Origin of the sequence: Thiocapsa bogorovii (genome assembly GCF_021228795.1) — a bacterium.
In the GTDB taxonomy this organism is placed as follows: domain Bacteria; phylum Pseudomonadota; class Gammaproteobacteria; order Chromatiales; family Chromatiaceae; genus Thiocapsa; species Thiocapsa bogorovii.
This window is the reverse complement of the sequence record NZ_CP089309.1, coordinates 5,471,192-5,486,688: the sequence shown is the minus strand read 5'-3', so window position 1 is coordinate 5,486,688 and position 15,497 is coordinate 5,471,192. Positions and strand designations below refer to the sequence as shown.

The window sequence follows — 15,497 nt, the reverse complement described above, 5'->3', positions numbered from 1 at the left end:
GACGTGCGCCGCGATCGGCCGTGTGTCGAGATCGGTTAGAAGTAAAACCCGTCGTCGTCCCCGCCAAGGAGGGCGGCGATGTCGCGGGTCGGCTTGGGGTCGGGCGTGGGCGCAGCGGCCACGGTAGGAGGATCCCGATGATCCGGACCCTCCCGGGACAGGAGCGCGACGGCCCCGGTCGCATCGATGTCCGCCTGTCCGATGGCGACGTAGCCCTTGAGCGTCTTCTCGCGTGCCCGCTCCAGGGCGATCCGCAACGGCTTGGATTGGGATTGGCGCAGGCGACCGGCCGGTCCCCAACGGATCCGTGCCGTCCCGTTGCCGAGATCGGCGTAGGCCCATTCCTTGGCGGTCCCGTCGCCGTGCTCGTACCGGTAGAGCCGATAGAGCGGGCTCATGGTTTCGCACCCCAGTAGTCGCCGAAGACATCGGCGGCGATCCGGTGGATCGCCTCGCGTTGCTCCGGCTCCGCGCGGGCGGTCAAGGACTGCTGCAAGGCATACGCGAAGACGTTCGGTGCGCCTTTGAACGCCAGGCTCAAGGTGGCCCAGCGCACCAGGGTCCGAGTGCTCATGGTCACGGTCAGCTCCGCGGATTCGGTGTCGGCACCCAGGAACAGGCGCCGCACCTCCTCGGCCACGAGGATCATCTTCTCGATGATCTCCGCGGGCAGCTTCGGGACCGCCGCGGCGATCAGATCCTTCTCGGTGTCGGGCTCCGGATAGCCGACCTGCACCACCCGGAAGCGGTCCATGAAGGCGAGGTTCTGTCGCAGCACCCCTTGGTAGAGTCCCGAGCGGTCGCCGTCACCGGCGGTGTTGCCGGTCGCCACGACCCGGAACTTCGGATGAGGACGGATCACCTCCCCGCCGTTCTCGGCAATCACCAGGGGCTGACCCTCGAGGATGTCGTTCAGACCCGCCAACTCGGCCGGGTCCATCAGGTCGCTTTCGTTGAGCACCAGGAGGTGTCCGTCGCGCGCCGCCGTGGACAGGGGTCCGTGAACGAAGCGGGTGCAACTCTCGACCAATACGAACTGGCCGACCAGGGCCGCCAGCTCCATGCGCCCGTGGCAGGTCACCGACTGCACCGGCCAGGCGAGCCGGGCGGCGATCTGCAGGATCAGGCTGGTCTTGCCCGACCCGGTCGGGCCGGTCAGGAAGAGGCCGTCGCCGCCGGCCTCGTGCAGGAAGGCCAGCACGTCGCGCAGCAGCTCGGGTCTGAAGACGTAGGGCTTGCGCACCGGGATGTGCGGGTGGGTGTCGTCGGCGAAACCGAGCACTTCCAGACCCGGACGGGCCTTGACGTTGAAGGTGGTCGCGACATCGAAACGTTGGCTGGCGGTCATGGTGTGGTCTCCATCGGGTGGGTGAACCCGAGGAGACGCACGCCTCCCATGAGGGGAGCGCAGGTCTCCCCGGGGGGCTTGGGTTGCAGAGGGTTGGGGTTGGCTGTGTCGCCGAGAATCGGCCCGTTCAGCTCGCGGAGTCGTCATGTCCGGCAGGGACATCACGTTATTCGGCTGTCCGATCGGGACTGCTTAAGCATCAGTCCGGACGGGACAGCCGCCGGCCGGGGCCTGGGTGTCTTGGAATGGATCCGCGGATCCGGGGCCCGTCCTTGAGCCTGGATCCGCATGGCTAGAAGTAAAAGCCCATGTCGGTCTCGGTGGCGTCCTGCAGCGCTTCGACCTCGGCCTCACTGAACGGGACGCTTGCCGTGCCGTCCTTCAGGGTCGTGATCCTGACCCGGTCGGAGGACGCGCGGCGATAGCGCTCCAAGCGCATCGGATCGACAGCGGGTGCAACGTCCGCGAGGGCGGCCTTGTAGTCGATCGCTCCGGCCACGGCGTAGTGTAGGACCCTCAGCCCGGCGCTCTCGCCCATCGCGAAGTCGCCCAGCAGAGCGACCAGTTGCGACTCGATGCCGTCCAGACCCGACTTCAGGGTCTTGAGCGCGGCGTCGAGCTTGGCCTTCTCGGCGGCAAGCATGCGGTACTCCCCGGACAGCCGCGTCCAGGTCGCCAGCTCCATGCCGGACGGGGTGTAGAGATCCCGCTCGGGATCGCGCTCGGGCTCGTGCTTTTTCTCGACCCGCTTCCGAAACTCCAGGCAGCGCGGCACCAGGGTGTCCCGGATGAAGGTCTCGTCGCGCGGGATGCGGAAGTCGACCGCGATGCCCGGCGCCCGATGAAACACCAGCCAGCCTTCGGCGGCGTCGGCGACATGGATCTGGCACTGGACCTGATGCCAATAGAGGCGGTAGGCCTCCGAGGCGACCCCGTGCTCCAGGACCTGCAGATAGGTGCTCTCGTGCGGCACCTTGAGCTCGACCGGGATTCCGTCGTCGTCCAGACCGTCGAAGGACGCGCGGATGACGGGATGGGTGTCGGACTCGCCGCAGAGCGGCAGCAGCAGGGTGTCGTGGCGTTCCTCGAAACCCCGGCGGGCGGTGTCTTCGAGCGCATTGCCGCGTCGTACGATCGGATTGCCGCTCAGGTCCTCGGGCAACAGCATCCCGATCTTCTCCGCCCAAAGCCGCCACGGCGTCTTGTAGGGCGAGACGCCGAGAACGGCTGCGGCATCGGAGGCCGAGACCCCGGCGTTACGCCAGGCGTGCCAGTCGGGGGTACGTTGGGTGATGTCGATGACGTGCATGGGGGTGCTCCTGAAAAAACGGGGGCAACGTCCCCGAGGGGCAGCGGGTGCCCCGGGGGTGGATGATCGGAATCCGATGACCGCCGTCCGTGGCGGTCATGGGGTTTAGGCAGCCTCGGCGACGGGCGCGTCGGCGGTCTGCTCTTTTCGCGTGACGACCGACAACGCGGCCGCTTGCTCCAACTCGGCGAGGGCGTAGGCCAAATGCGCCCCGTTGAAGCGGGCGCGGGCATAGTCCTCGGCTTGACCCCAGGCGCCGACCTTGCAGGCGCGCTCCACGAGCATGGCGACCTGCTTGGCCACCTGCGCGTCGATGACGGCATCCCGATGCGCGGGATCCGTCGGGGCGGTTTCGGAGACGGAGGTCTCCTCGACGGGACTTGGCCGCGCGGTGTCGACCGACGCGGTGTCGACGACTGTCGGAGTTACCCGCGGTTGGATCGTGGTCGGTTGCGCGGTGAGGATCTCGGCCTCGATCACGGCGGCGTCCACGAGGGCATGGCCCTCGATGGCCTTGCCTTCCATCTCCTCGGCGGTGTAGCCGGCTTCCTCGGGAAAGGCCGCCCGCAGGCTCGCCGCTTTGGCGCATTTGAGCAGTTGTCCCTTCGGACGCTTCTGCCACATCTCGTTCGGCACTTCCGCGCGCCCTTGTCGGGCATAGGTCTCCGCCCAGAAGACCATCTCGGAGAAGGGGCAGCGCACGCCGTTGACCATCCGATAGACCGTCGTCTCGGCCCACTCGGGGAAGGTCACGGTGACGGCGACCTCGGTCCATTTGTCGTCGCGCTTGACCGTCCCGGTGAAGGTCTTGGTCAGCTCCGGTCCGAAACGCGGCGAGTCGAGCCCGGCCCACAGGCCGGTGCGCGCCGCCGTGATCTGCACCTCGGCGATGCCGGGCCAGACCGTTTCGACATAACGTCCGAGGGCCGTCGACCACATGGAGACGACATGCACCGGGCGCTTCATCACGTCCAGGCCGCGCGCCTGGCAATAGCGCACCGCGAGGATCACGCCCTCGGGTGTTATGGCGTTGGGGAAGATCGAGTCGGCGAGCACCGCCCAGGTCCCGGCGTCCAGGCCGATCTCGGCGAGGACGGTCGGGGCGACCGGGAGGCGGCTCGGAACGAGCGAGGTGGTCAAGGCTTGGGTCGGGCTGTTGCGGCGTGTAGCCATGGTGTGGTCTCCATGGGATGGGTGAACCCGAGGAGACACACCTCTCCCCGGGGGAGCGGCAGTCTCCCCGGGACGGGTGAGCCGGCAGGGCCGGCGGTTGGTTTCGGCTGTGTTCGGGCAAACGCCCGGGGTCAGCGGCCCCGTCGGTCGGTCTCGTGCAGGGAGAACCGAACGGATGACGCGTGAATCGCCTGTCCGCTGCGGACCGTGCGGGTCACGGACGTGGTCGGTGCGCAGGGGACAGGGGAATCGATGGGGTTTGAAGGAGGGCGTGCAGGCGCATGGAGCGACACGGCGCGGTGTCGATCCTCGGGGTGAGGTCGGTGCGTTGCGGAACGTTCGATGAAGACGGGTGCGCGATCGACGTGAAGGACTGTCGACGACACCTGAAGGCATGTGGCCTTCGCAGCGACCGCTTGCGATCAAGGGGACGCGATCAAGGAGACCTGGTTTCGGCTGTTACGTCCGGGCGGACGTTTCGGCTCCCGGGGAGCCGCGGCCAGCTACCGCGCACCTATTCCAGCGCAGGTGAAGGGCGATTGCAAGGCTGCCGCCTGGTCGAAAAACATCGTTTCAGGGCTCTTTTCACCGGTGCGAACACGCTCGTGGTCGGGATAGGCTGGCGACCCCGATCAGCCGCAAAGAGCATCCTCATGCCCGCCCCGAGAGGTTACAGCCGCCCCGAGTTCCATGTCCCCGTCACCCTGCAATCGGCACATGCCCACCGCGTCGTCGGCCGCAGCCTGATCCGTGTCGCGCGCGCCCTCTACGGGATCGACGTGGTGCTCCACGCGATCGGCGATGCCCGGCAAATGGAGGAGGTCGAGGGTCTGGTCGATGGCCTGCTCGGCGCCTTCGCCGAACGGTTGGATGCAGAAATCGCCCGCGTCGAGGCATTGAAGAGCGCCAACGGCATCGCCGCCGTGCCGCGCTACACCAATCCGAGCCGGGTCACCTTCCGCATCTCCTCGCCCCAGCTCTCCCAATACGCCAACCTGATCCAGGCGCTGGACCGCCTCACCGTCGGCATCGACACCCTCTGGCTGAGCGGTCTCTTCAGCAACCGCCAGCGCGCCGATGCGGTCTACACCTGGCGCAACGAGCTTCTCTCCGTGGGTCGACGCATCGTCGAGATCGAAGCGCGTGCCCGTGATTTTGCGCGCCGCCAAGGCAAGGATGCGGAGATCGCCGCCGGGGATGCCGCGGCCACATCCGTGGTGGTGATGGACGAGCAGGGCGAGTTGGCGGGAGACGAGGAGGAGGTTGCCACGTAATCAGCTTCCCCTGAGCTCCGTCGATCCGGTCATGGCGATCGCCGACGTTCGCCTGTCGGCCTGTGCCTGCGGTTCGAGCGTCAGGCGGGCAGGCCACTTGATCGGAGTCGGCGTCGTCGAGGCGTCACCAAGCCCGCGTCGCCGTCGTTGCGCGGTCGCCCCGTGAGGCGGTCCCCGGCCTTACGGGGTCGGCACCGTCTGGTCCAGCCACTGAACGACGGTCTCGATCAAGGGCTCTTCATATCCCTCGAAGAAATGGTCCGCGCCGGGGATCTGCACCTGATGATAACCGGGGTTCGCAGGGGCGGTCTCGGCGCGTTCCCGGGCCCCCGAGACGACCGCCGGCAGATCATTCTGGCCGAACAGGTCGAGCATCGGGATGGTGATCCTGCGCACCAGTTCGACGTTGTCGCGACCGGCCTGAAGTCCGCTGCTGGACATGCCGATGGCCACATACGCATCGACGTCGTCGGGACGGGCGGCGAGAGCGTCGTTGACCATGGTGGCGCCGAGACTGTGCGCGACGATGACGATGCGCTCGGCGCCCTGTGCCTTCAGGTAGGCGACGGCGGCAGCGAGGCGTGGCGCACTTTCGGCGATGAGCGGCGCGTAATCGGCCCCGGTCGCCTCGTTTGCCAGGACCGGCATCTGAATGGCGAGGGTGCTCCAGCCGTCCCTGGGTAGCGCGGTGCGCAGCGGATAGACCACCTGTGGCCAGTTGGGGTGAACGCCGATGCCGTGCACTATGATCGCACCCCGGCCCGAGTCCTCTTCGGCCTCGGTATAAAGCCCAAGGAAGCTCGCCTCGCCGGCCTCGAGATCGACGGCCTCGCCGTCCATCAGGCTGTCGACGATCTGCTCGCGCCAACGCAGCTCTTTGCCGAGATCCGAGCCGGTCGTTTGGATCGGCGCAGCGGCGGTGTCGGCATATACAGGTCCGCTCGGACTCGCAACGACCAAGGCGAGCAAGATGGACAGGGTGGGCAGGGTTGTCGGTGTCTTCGTCATCGGTTGGCCTCCTGTGGTGTGCGGGTCTCGGTGCCGCGGGGCGCATCTTCTCGACACACCGCCCCGGGTAAGCTCGCGAGTCTCCTCGGATTCAGGCGCATCGCCCTTTTCGGCTCGGAGTTGCTCTGTGCTCCGAACGATCACCATAGACCGAGACCGGGCTTGTCGCGAGTCGGGCTCTCTTCGATCCGGTCTCCGCAGGAACGCGGCATTTAAGGGCGGCAGATCAGCGGCGGGCCAATACCCGATAAAGGCGCACAGGCTCGGCCATCGGGCGTCCTCATTGCTCCTCTCCGGGTCAGTGGGGCGAGCCAGCCCAGTGCCGCTTGGCCCCGCAACCGGTCAGTGCCGAAGAGACCACGAGTGACCGTTCGATCATGATACCGGTCACACGCCGTCCGGCGACCAACGGACCTGTCACGACCCAGATGGTCGCTGCCCCTGTGAACCAACGAGGCGGCAATCCAACGGCTAGCGGACACTGCGAGCATCGTCGCCTTCAGCACCGCGGCCGCCCCCGTGCGGCGGATTCTCACCCACATCTGCGAGCCCGCCGATCCGCCGCGAATCAGCTCGGCCCGTGGACTGCCCGCGTGGGACGACCCGCTTGTCGAGGCCGTACCCGACTGGAATGCTCTGGCCCAACCGCAATCCATGTAAATCTTCGACCGGCAGGTGCAGTGGTAGCCTCCTTCCATCGCTTGGTCGTGCAGGAGACGCGCCCCTCCCTGCAACCGCTGTGATCGTGCCCCGCCTCGCAGCGCCAAGGCTCGCGAGAGTGTCCTCCCAACCGGCGGTTTCCTCCCTGCGGGCCTCCCCACCGGCCACACTGTGTCCTTGCAGAGCACCTTCCTTCGATGCTAAGTTTTCCTGCGTCCCCAGCCGCCGTGCGGTCGAATATCCTATCCCTTATCCCTTATCCCTTATCCCCAGGATGTCGCAACGGTCAGCCGTTCTGCGTGCGGATCACAGCAACGCGTCGCGTTGTCTTCCCATCATCCCCATCATCTCGCAGGTCTGCTTATGACACACCGATTGTTCTCGACTGCATTGGTCTTGTTGCTCCTGGTCGCTGGGATCGCGCTGGCGACGGACTTACCCTCTGATCGCCCCTACGTGACCTTTAATGCAGCGAAGCAAGATGCGATGACGCCGGAGATGGCGATCGACAAGCTGAAGGCAGGTAATCGCCGGTTCGTTGACGGAACCATGCACAACCGAGATCTCTCCGCCCAAGCGCAGCGCACGGCGTCTGCTCAGTATCCGTTTGCCGTGATCCTCTCGTGCCTCGACTCGCGTTCGGCGCCGGAGATCATCTTCGATCAAGGCCTTGGCGATCTCTTTGTCGCGCGGGTGGCCGGCAACGTGATCAGCGACGACATGCTCGGAAGTTTCGAGTTTGCGACCAAGGTCTCGGGTTCCAAGGTGATCGTGGTGATGGGTCACAGCGCTTGCGGGGCCGTGATGGGTGCCTGCGATGGCGTCGAGCTGGGCCATCTCACCGGGTTGTTGGCCAAGATCATGCCTGCCGTGGATGCGACACCGGTCTCCGCTGATGCGCAACGCAACGCGAGCAATGCCGACTTCGTCGAGGCCGTCACGGCGGCCAACACCAAGCTACAGGTCGCCGAGATCCTGCGCCAGAGCCCGATCCTCAAGGCTTTAGTCGATCAAGGCGAGATCAAGGTGGTGCCGGCGATGCACAATCTCAGCACGGGTGAGGTCGAGTTTCTCTGAGGTGCTGGAAGAGGCATTGGCTGTCTGCAATACATCGTGCGGTGCTGCGATTCGTGGTGGATGGGTTTATGTATGCCGGCCCCCAATGCATCTTCCGGGCTGTCCCGATGGGCATCGATCCAGATAGTGCTGTTGACGTACTCAGCGCCGGACATGGCGCTCATCCCCGGGGATTTCGATCTTGTCCACCTTGACGCGCTCGTAGTCAGTCAAGGTCTCATCAGTCGCACCCGGAGGAGAATCAAGCGGGAGTTGCGGGGACGGCATATGTAACTCGTAGATCTACTCAGTGTCTGCTGCCCACTCGATTGCGGATCCTAACCAGCAACGCGCCAGCGCCGGCAACCGGCCAAAAAAGACCCTTCGGGACCACAAATCTGAGCGGCCGCGACAGACCGCTCCTGGGGCCGTGCTGTCCCAGAGCAGTCGAATAGGCGTGACTGCTTTCAGACCATGCCGCTGACCGGAGCTCCGGCCATGCTTCCGTTTCCCCTTGCCACGATGATCAAACAGACGATGGAGACTGCCGTCGGCGCCTCCCGGCCGCACATGAGCCGTGCGATAAAGGGAAACCGATTGGCCATCGATGAGATCCGGACCGTTCGCACTCCGGCGCATGGAAAAGCCCCTTACCTGGTTCCCTGCGGGGGCAGCAGCGCGACCGGAGCCCTGTGTGATGCCTTTGCGATGCAGGAGGTTCTCGCGCAGGGGGGCGAGGTGGATTGGATGGTCTTCGCCACCTCCAGCGGCGGCACCTGGGCTGGACTTGTCCCGGGGCAGCGGATCTTCGGCTACCGAGGCAGGCTGCTCGGCATCAGCATCGACGGGCCGTCATCCGCGCTCGCGTTACAGGTGGCCGTCCTGGCGAGCGACGCAAGCAGGCGGACACGCATTGATTTCCGGGCTTCGCGCACGAAAACGTCCCGGCTTGCGTTCTCGGCCTTCGGGGGCCTTTTGAGGGTGAGCGGTCTTGCCGAGGGCGAGGGCTATACTCCGCACCCGCCGATCGGGAGGAATCGGAGGCGGTTGTTCGGATGCCTTCCTCTTTGACGCGGCCCGGTCTCGCAGCATCCGGCGGCAGCGTCGCGGCGAGCTCGTGGGCAGCGTCGAGCGGCTTCAAGCGTCGCCGTCCTCCTTGGGGAGGGCATGGATCACGACCAAAACGCTCACCAGAACGACAGCCATCCCTTCAGCCAGTCGACAACGTCGTAAATCCGTCCAACGAAGACATCTTTCGGTCGATAGGCCTTCGCGGCCGCTGGGCTCATGGCTGCCTCGATGGCCTCGGTCAACTGGGTGAGACGACGTGCGTGGATACCGCAACGCGCCTGCAAGGGGTCGTGCAGAAAGCCCGAAAAAGCGGCGACGACGGCAATTGCGACCGTCACGACGAGCAGGGTGACGACGACGAGCGTCGGTGATGGATGAACCGGGAACATCGCGTAGAAAAGGCGCCCGGCCACCTCGCCGAGAGCGAACTCGGATATCGCCTGTTCCCGGGCGACCGCCCGCGCAATCGCTGCACCGGCGGAGATCGAGCCCGGCGTGAACTGACTAAACGCGACAACCCCCACGATCGCCGCGAGCGTCCCGGCCGTTATGTCGGCGGCCACGTTGCGGGTCTGCACATAGATCGTAATCGGTTCCTTTGCCGCAGCGGCAACACGGCGGAGAAAGGGATCCGATACCTCCCCCGGGCGGGTCGGCAGCGCCAGCAGGTCCTCCATGATCCTGCGTGTCAACGCCTCCTGAACCTTCGTCGGAAAACCGAGATGGCACCGCAACAGCCAACGCGCGGCCCGGCGGGCGCGCATCAGTTCCAGCAGGAGTGCGAGCACACGCAGGAGGAAGTTGGGGAATCCCATCAGGAAATTGATCGGCGCGACCAGCACGTCGATGCCCCATGCGCGCCGGTTTAATGCCAGAGCGCCCGGCCAACCGTAGTTGGACTCCACGAACGCCGGGATCCTCCGCCTGCAGGCGGCAAAATATCGGTCCGGTGGGAGATGCGTGTCGGTTACGCGCTCTGTCACTGCTTTCGCCGAGGGTTCGACAACCGCTGTCTGCGGCCACAGGATCGCTCGGGCGGTCACACCGGGCAAGGCTCAATCCCAGCGTGACTCGGCCTCCCGCCGGGAAAATGCAATCATCCGCCCGTCGGTCAACAGCGCGCGGATGCGCCATGGTACCCCCTCCTCGTCGAGCTCGACCAGGCCGATACCGCTGCCATTGAGTAGGCGGCGGCCTTGAGGGGTGCCCTCGGGTTTGCGCGGAATGACACGCATGTGCCGCCGCCGCGTCAGCCAATTCAACGGCGAGCGCGGCGAATAAAGCCATCGGTTGGCACGGTCGAGCACATCCAGCAGTTGCGACGGAAACTCGTTGCGTATCGCGCTGCTGCAGATCTGCCAGATGTCCGGCCCACGCACCCGACCGCGCAGCTCGACGTCGTAGACGAAAGAATAGTGGACATCGCCCGAGAGGACCACGAAGTGCCGCGGGGTCTTCGGGTGGCGGAAGATGTTGAGGATCGCGTGTGCGGCTCCCGGATGGGCCATCCAGTTCTCGGCATCCACCAACAACGGTTGACCGAACCAGGTGAAGATCCGCTGTATGGTCTCGATCAGCTTGACGCCGAAGATCGGTGTTGGCGAGACAAGCAGCACGGCCGGCTGCCCTCGCAGCGTCTGCTGCAGGTCGGTCAGGGCCTCCCAATCCATCAGCCCGGAGGGTTTGCGGGCCGCCGATTCCGAGCGCCAGCGGTGGGTCCGGGTGTCGACGACCACCAGCGGCGGCGTGGTCGGCCAGCTGTAGTGCCAGTGATCGAAGCGCAGCAGGCGGTCGATCAGGTCGTCGTGCGGCTTGCCGCCGGGTGAGTCGAGACCCGCCTGGACCTGGTCAAGGAGTTCTTCGTCGAAGGCATCCGGGCTGTTACCCCACGCCTGGTTGAGCAGGTAGCCGAACAGGGCGTTGCCGATCACCCGCTTGGAGAACGGATGGCCATAGGCCACTTCCTCCCATTCGCGGCTCAGGTTCCAGTCGTCGGTGATGTCGTGATCGTCGAAGATCATCGCCGTCGGCACATGTGCGAAAAGTCGGCGGACCTTCGGCAGCCCGGCGACGAACTCTTCGATCGCCAGGCGTTCGGTCCGGTACAGGAACCGGGAGGCGACATCCAACTCGGGCGGCGGATCCAGGTCGATCAGCGGCCACAGCGCCGGTGACCAGACCAGAAGGTACATCGCCAGCGCCTCCCCGAGCGTGATCAGGTGATTGTGCGCGCTGTTGGTCGTGAAGACCGGTTTCTCGACCCCGCCGAACAGCACCTCGATCAGGGCGTAGTTGCGCTTGTGGCGCGGCAGCAGCGTCTCGCGCCGGTAGAAACCGGCCGGGTGACGGTAGAGGGTCTGTGCACTGTCCAGCCAGGTCAGGTCGCAGCCGGCCAATGGCTCGTCGGGCAGCCCCAGCATCGCGACCACTTGGTGGATCGCATGCAGCATCGGACCGGCGACATCGTCCGCATAAACCTGATCCCCGGTCAGCACCAAGGCCGAAGGCCAAGTCGGCAGCTCGTCCGCGGGCCCCGTCTCCGCGGCTTCCCGCCCAGCCGGCAGAGAGCCCCGCCCGAGGCAGCGGTTCAGCAGCCGATCGGCCTCGACCAGACCGTCGCCCCCGGTGTGGTGCGGCTTACGGCACGACCCGTGCAGAAGGCTACCGATCCGCGACGGCAGCACGAAACCGAGCGAGGTCTTTCCCGGATAGCAGAGGTCGGGGGCCAGATCGGCGCAGTCCGACCAGCGGCCCTCGGGTGCCGTCAGGGATTGTAGTTGCACCACGTAGCTGATCCAGAGATCCCGCGGCAACGGCTCGTCGAACCGTAGATCGATCAACAGGTAGTGCAAATGCGCACCGGCCGTCAGACATCGCCAGCCCGCCTGGCCGGGTGCGAGCACCCGGTCAAGCGGTTGACCCTCGTCGGGACCAATCGTGATCCGCGCGCGGACCGGCTCGCGAACGGCCAGCCAGAGAACCAGCCGCTGCGGCGAGGACCGGCGCAGCATCGGGCCGGCAAGAACCAGCGGCAATGACTTTCCGGACGCTGTCATGGGTTCGATTCCCCATCAGGCGGGCTTCGCAGCGTCATTTCCAATCCCCGATAAGAAGATAGGATCCGCACATCGGCGGACGCTTGCTCGCCGGGCAATGAATGGCGTTGTCACGGGGTGTGCGCGAATGCGACATTGAAGCGCCAGTCTAACCCGGAGGAACCCAGAGCGGACCTGACTCGCCGTGAGTCGCCCCGTGAAACGGGACCCGGGCGGCGACACCACCGGTGCCGCAATCGATCTGCTCGCCGTTTTCCTTCGGAGTTGCTCAGCCTGATCATCGACGCAACGTCTTGAGGGAGTCGTCACTCAGCCAGGCTCGGACGGCCTTCAACAGTTTCCGGGCAAGCTCCGGTGGCGGTCATGTCTCTAACCCGAGCTCCTTCATCGCGTTCGGCAGAGGGGCGATATGCTCCTCGGGGATGACCGTGCAGTCGGTAGCCCAGTCGTCATGCGCGTGCAGTACGCTTCAACTGCGCTGACGCCCACCATACGCGTGCCGGGATGGAAGAGACCCGAGTCGAGAGCTGGAACGACCTCCAGGAAGCGTTGTTCGCCGAGGCCTGGATCCCGGAACTTGGACGCTACCGCTCCCGGTACGCCTTCCGCGGGCTGTCCGACCGCGGCTATCGACTGGAAACCACGCTTTTCCGGCTGGGCGGCGATTATGCGGGCCTGGAGCGCCATCTGCTGCGCAATTTTCGCAAGTATGCCCATCGTCGCGTCGTGGAGCGGGACTCGGTCTGGCACTGGCTGTCCGTGGCGCAGCACTACGGCCTGCCGACACGGCTCATGGATTGGACCTACTCGCCCTTCGCCGCACTGCATTTCGCCACCGCCAACATCGAGGAATTTGACCGCGACGGCGCAATCTGGGGCGCCAACTACCTGCGGACCCACGAGTTGGTGCCCGAGCGGCTGGCAGAGCGCCTGGCGCGAGAGGGTGCCAACGTCTTCACCGTCGAGATGCTGTCGGAGACAGTCAAGGGTCCTTGGAGGAGCTGGACGCGCTCTGCCCGCGACCCTTCGCGCTGTTCTTCGAGCCGCCCTCCATCGACGATCGCATCGTCAATCAGTTCGCCTTCTTCTCGGTGATGTCGGACGCCAAGGCCACCATGGACCACTGGCTCGCCGAGCATCCGGGTCTAGCACGCAAGATCGTCATCCCCGCCGGTCTCAAGTGGGAGATCCGCGACAAGCTGGATCAGTCCAACGTCACCGAGCGGGTGCTGTTCCCGGGATTGGAGGGGCTGACAGCGTGGCTCAAGCGCCATTACAGTCCAAAGGAAGAGGATCGAGCACCAAGGAGGGGTTCACGACGAAGCGGAATAGAGGTCTCTCGGGGCTTGTCCGACTGACGCTCTGGGCTCGGCCCTGGCGGCCGCGTTTGGCAGAAGGGCTACGGCTTGGACAAGAATGCACGGGCAAGTCCGCTTTCGGCACGAGCCAAGGGTCGGGGCTGCTATTCCAGCGCATTCGACTGCGCTGCCATCGCAGTCTTCAATTCAGCATCGCCGCCATCACCTACGCTTACTTGCTTTGTCCGCCTCACCTTGATCACATTTAGAGATAGCCAGACGATCAGGAATTCCGAAAGCGACGCATATATTGTTGTTGTCACGTTGGAGTCCTCACGTTCATTGCCTACCGGTTATTGAACGACGGGAGAGCCGGTCCGGTTGCCCGTAGCGGCGATATTTTGCGCTGAACGGCATGTTTGCTCCGTGCCGGATCCTCCGGCGGAGGTGGCAGGACGAAGCACCGTCAGCCATTGACCACGGCGTTGCGACCATGTGCGAGCGTGGCCGGCCACCACATCAAACCCTATCGGATCGGGGCTCAGCCCATGGCCACGGACCAGATCGATCAGCAACAAGAAGAAGGGACCGGTGGCCTGGGCGAGGTCTTCCGCGCCTTTCTCAAGCTCGGGCTGACCTCCTTCGGCGGTCCGATCGCTCACCTCGGCTACTTTCGCGACGAGCTGGTGGTGCGCCGGCGCTGGCTGACCGAGGCGGCCTATGCGGACCTGATCGCGCTGTGTCAGTTCCTGCCGGGGCCGGCGAGCAGCCAGGTCGGCTTCGCGCTGGGGTACTTGCGCGGCGGCTTGGCCGGCGCGCTGCTGGCTTGGGCGGCGTTTACGCTGCCGTCGGCCGTGTTGCTGCTGGCGTTCGCGTTCGGTGCCGATGCCTTCGGTGGCCCGATCGGGCAGGACGTGATCCATGGTCTCAAGCTGGTGGCGGTGGCGATCGTCGCCCAGGCGGTCTGGGGAATGGCGCGCACGCTGGCGCCCGACCGGGAACGGGCGACGATCGCGCTCGCCGCCGTGCTGGTCGTCGTGTTCGTTCCGACCGCGTTCGGACAGATCGCCGCGATCGGCGCCGGGGCAGTCGCGGGGACTCTCCGGTGTCGCCGGGTCGATCGGAATGCTGCCGGGCACCTGCCCGTTTCGATCTCCCGGCGCGCCGGGATGGTGCTCCTCGCATTGTTCTTGCTGTTATTGCTCGGACTGCCCGCGATCGCCGCCTTGTGGTCCCTGCCGGAGCTCGCGCTGTTCGAGGTCTTCTATCGGGCCGGCGCCCTGGTCTTCGGCGGCGGGCACGTGGTCCTGCCCCTGCTTGAGATGCGGCTGGTCGAGCCCGGCTGGGTGAGCGCCGACGCCTTCCTCGCCGGCTACGGCGCGGCGCAGGCCGTGCCCGGTCCGCTGTTTACCTTTGCCGTCTACCTCGGTGCGATCGCGGAGCCTGGATCGAACGGGATCCTTGGCGCGGCCATTGCCTTACTCGGCATCTTTCTGCCGGGCATGCTCTTATTGATGGGCGTGCTGCCGTTCTGGGACAGGCTGCGTCACTACGAAGGTGCCCGCGCCGCCATGGCCGGCACCAACGCCGCGGTCGTCGGTATCTTGGGTGCAGCGCTCTACCAGCCGGTGTGGACCGGCGCGGTGTCGTCGCCCTCGGATTTCGCCGTCGCGTTGACCGCCTTCATCCTGCTCACGGCATGGAAGGCGCCGCCCTGGCTGGTGGTCGTGGTCACGCTTCTCGCCGCGGTGGCGCTCGGCCTCGTCTCCCAGCCCGTCTGAGCGTCGCCGGCCGTGATGGTCTCCCCGGTTTGCGGTCGCTTACTCGAACGCCGCCGCTTCCCGCTCAAGATAGGTCTGGTGCGCGTTGCGCCCGGACAGGGCCTCGAAGTCCGCCAAGCCCTGCCACGGGGATTGGTCCAGTCCTTCGATGGCATCCTGGAGCCCCGTGCCTTCCTCCGTCGCCCCGTGCCAGCTGGTAGGTTTCGCGCCGGCTGCCTGGCGGGCTTTTTTGTGCGTTCATGCCGCAGTGGCCGCCTGTGTGGCCCAACCGTCGCCGATCCCGGCGAGGCGACAGACAGGTAAACGCGCGTAGCTGTCACCGAAGGCGCTTAGCCCAGGCGCGTACTGACGACCCACTCCTGCCAATAAGCCGAGCCAGCCAAATGACTCTTCCGCCCCATTATGTAGCGCTCTACATAATGGGGCGGAGGGGACACGAATACCGGCGACTCGACTGCCAGCA

Annotated in this window: 13 protein-coding genes; 5 read left to right on the top strand and 8 right to left on the bottom strand. The window is 65.7% G+C overall.

What is annotated here, in order from left to right; all coding sequences use genetic code 11:
* Positions 1-35: 35 nt before the first annotated feature.
* The 4 genes from LT988_RS24415 to bet form a co-directional block, all read right to left on the bottom strand.
* The gene (locus LT988_RS24415) at positions 36-398 is read right to left on the bottom strand and encodes a hypothetical protein (protein WP_232408105.1); all 363 of its coding nucleotides are present in this window, start codon (positions 396-398) and stop codon (positions 36-38) included.
* Positions 395-1,348 carry an AAA family ATPase gene (locus LT988_RS24410; RefSeq protein WP_232408104.1) on the bottom strand — a complete coding sequence of 318 codons (954 nt, stop codon included), beginning with the start codon at positions 1,346-1,348 and terminating at the stop codon, positions 395-397. Before LT988_RS24410 ends, LT988_RS24415 begins: the two co-directional genes overlap by 4 nt.
* A gap of 292 nt (positions 1,349-1,640) precedes the next feature.
* Positions 1,641-2,657: a YqaJ viral recombinase family nuclease gene (locus LT988_RS24405; protein WP_232408103.1), complete on the bottom strand. Its 1,017-nt coding sequence runs from the start codon at positions 2,655-2,657 to the stop codon at positions 1,641-1,643.
* Between the two features lie 105 nt (positions 2,658-2,762).
* Entirely contained in the window at positions 2,763-3,830 is a 1,068-nt protein-coding gene (bet, locus tag LT988_RS24400) for a phage recombination protein Bet (RefSeq protein ID WP_232408102.1), read from the bottom strand.
* 653 nt (positions 3,831-4,483) lie between these two features.
* On the opposite strand from bet, the gene LT988_RS24395 reads away from it, so the two are divergent.
* On the top strand, positions 4,484-5,104 hold the full coding sequence (locus tag LT988_RS24395) for a plasmid stabilization protein (RefSeq protein ID WP_232408101.1): 621 nt from the start codon (positions 4,484-4,486) through the stop codon (positions 5,102-5,104).
* Between the two features lie 180 nt (positions 5,105-5,284).
* Here the strand turns inward: LT988_RS24395 and LT988_RS24390 are convergent, their stop codons facing one another.
* Entirely contained in the window at positions 5,285-6,112 is an 828-nt protein-coding gene (locus LT988_RS24390; RefSeq protein WP_232408100.1) for a DUF3530 family protein, read from the bottom strand.
* 1,023 nt (positions 6,113-7,135) lie between these two features.
* Between LT988_RS24390 and LT988_RS24385 the strand changes: the two genes are divergently transcribed.
* The gene (locus LT988_RS24385) at positions 7,136-7,849 is read left to right on the top strand and encodes a carbonic anhydrase family protein (RefSeq protein ID WP_232408099.1); all 714 of its coding nucleotides are present in this window, start codon (positions 7,136-7,138) and stop codon (positions 7,847-7,849) included.
* A gap of 1,166 nt (positions 7,850-9,015) precedes the next feature.
* Here the strand turns inward: LT988_RS24385 and LT988_RS24380 are convergent.
* Both LT988_RS24380 and LT988_RS24375 read right to left on the bottom strand, forming a co-directional pair.
* Positions 9,016-9,882: a DUF6635 family protein gene (locus tag LT988_RS24380; protein ID WP_332460507.1), complete on the bottom strand. Its 867-nt coding sequence runs from the start codon at positions 9,880-9,882 to the stop codon at positions 9,016-9,018.
* 72 nt (positions 9,883-9,954) lie between these two features.
* Positions 9,955-11,955 carry an alkaline phosphatase D family protein gene (locus LT988_RS24375; RefSeq protein ID WP_232408097.1) on the bottom strand — a complete coding sequence of 667 codons (2,001 nt, stop codon included), beginning with the start codon at positions 11,953-11,955 and terminating at the stop codon, positions 9,955-9,957.
* Between the two features lie 504 nt (positions 11,956-12,459).
* Between LT988_RS24375 and LT988_RS24370 the strand changes: the two genes are divergently transcribed.
* Complete coding sequence (locus LT988_RS24370; RefSeq protein WP_232408096.1) at positions 12,460-13,050, top strand: FRG domain-containing protein; 591 nt, start codon at positions 12,460-12,462, stop codon at positions 13,048-13,050.
* Positions 12,948-13,313 carry a hypothetical protein gene (locus tag LT988_RS24365; protein WP_232410678.1) on the top strand — a complete coding sequence of 122 codons (366 nt, stop codon included), beginning with the start codon at positions 12,948-12,950 and terminating at the stop codon, positions 13,311-13,313. Before LT988_RS24370 ends, LT988_RS24365 begins: the two co-directional genes overlap by 103 nt.
* A gap of 104 nt (positions 13,314-13,417) precedes the next feature.
* Here the strand turns inward: LT988_RS24365 and LT988_RS24360 are convergent, their stop codons facing one another.
* The gene (locus tag LT988_RS24360) at positions 13,418-13,576 is read right to left on the bottom strand and encodes an MAPEG family protein (RefSeq protein WP_232408095.1); all 159 of its coding nucleotides are present in this window, start codon (positions 13,574-13,576) and stop codon (positions 13,418-13,420) included.
* 225 nt (positions 13,577-13,801) lie between these two features.
* Between LT988_RS24360 and chrA the strand changes: the two genes are divergently transcribed.
* Complete coding sequence (gene chrA, locus LT988_RS24355; RefSeq protein WP_232408094.1) at positions 13,802-15,034, top strand: chromate efflux transporter; 1,233 nt, start codon at positions 13,802-13,804, stop codon at positions 15,032-15,034.
* The last annotated feature ends 463 nt before the right edge of the window (positions 15,035-15,497 follow it).

Coding starts and splice junctions, on each gene's coding strand:
- LT988_RS24410 (WP_232408104.1), bottom strand. CDS start 1,348: ATGACCGCCAGCCAACGTTTCGATGTCGCGACCACCTTCAACGTCAAG.
- bet (WP_232408102.1), bottom strand. CDS start 3,830: ATGGCTACACGCCGCAACAGCCCGACCCAAGCCTTGACCACCTCGCTC.
- LT988_RS24385 (WP_232408099.1), top strand. CDS start 7,136: ATGACACACCGATTGTTCTCGACTGCATTGGTCTTGTTGCTCCTGGTC.
- LT988_RS24405 (WP_232408103.1), bottom strand. CDS start 2,657: ATGCACGTCATCGACATCACCCAACGTACCCCCGACTGGCACGCCTGG.
- LT988_RS24395 (WP_232408101.1), top strand. CDS start 4,484: ATGCCCGCCCCGAGAGGTTACAGCCGCCCCGAGTTCCATGTCCCCGTC.
- LT988_RS24415 (WP_232408105.1), bottom strand. CDS start 398: ATGAGCCCGCTCTATCGGCTCTACCGGTACGAGCACGGCGACGGGACC.
- LT988_RS24370 (WP_232408096.1), top strand. CDS start 12,460: ATGGAAGAGACCCGAGTCGAGAGCTGGAACGACCTCCAGGAAGCGTTG.
- LT988_RS24390 (WP_232408100.1), bottom strand. CDS start 6,112: ATGACGAAGACACCGACAACCCTGCCCACCCTGTCCATCTTGCTCGCC.
- chrA (WP_232408094.1), top strand. CDS start 13,802: ATGGCCACGGACCAGATCGATCAGCAACAAGAAGAAGGGACCGGTGGC.
- LT988_RS24375 (WP_232408097.1), bottom strand. CDS start 11,955: ATGACAGCGTCCGGAAAGTCATTGCCGCTGGTTCTTGCCGGCCCGATG.